Below are 250 nucleotides of genomic sequence, written 5' to 3' on the forward strand. Positions count from 1 at the left end.
GGGTATAAATCAGCTTAAAAAACTTGATAATATGCTAGAAAAAAGAGAAATCATCACAAGTTTTTATGATAAAGAATTTGAAAAAAATCCTTATTTTAGCACTATAAAAATCAAAGATTATAAAAAAAGCTCAAGACATTTATATCCTATTTTACTTTATCCTGAGTTTTATTGCCAAAAAGAGATTATTTTTGAAAAATTATTGAATTTAGGCATAGGTGTACAAGTACATTATAAGCCTACTTATGAG

General features: G+C 24.4%; 1 protein-coding gene. It reads left to right on the forward strand.

All coding sequences use genetic code 11. The annotated features are described in order from the left end of the window. Positions 1 to 250 (forward strand): DegT/DnrJ/EryC1/StrS family aminotransferase (locus PF021_RS08570; RefSeq protein ID WP_271022063.1); only part of this gene is annotated, 250 nt, incomplete at both ends.

The sequence above is a fragment of the Helicobacter ibis genome, from assembly GCF_027859255.1.
Classification (GTDB): Bacteria; Campylobacterota; Campylobacteria; order Campylobacterales; family Helicobacteraceae; genus Helicobacter_D; species Helicobacter_D ibis.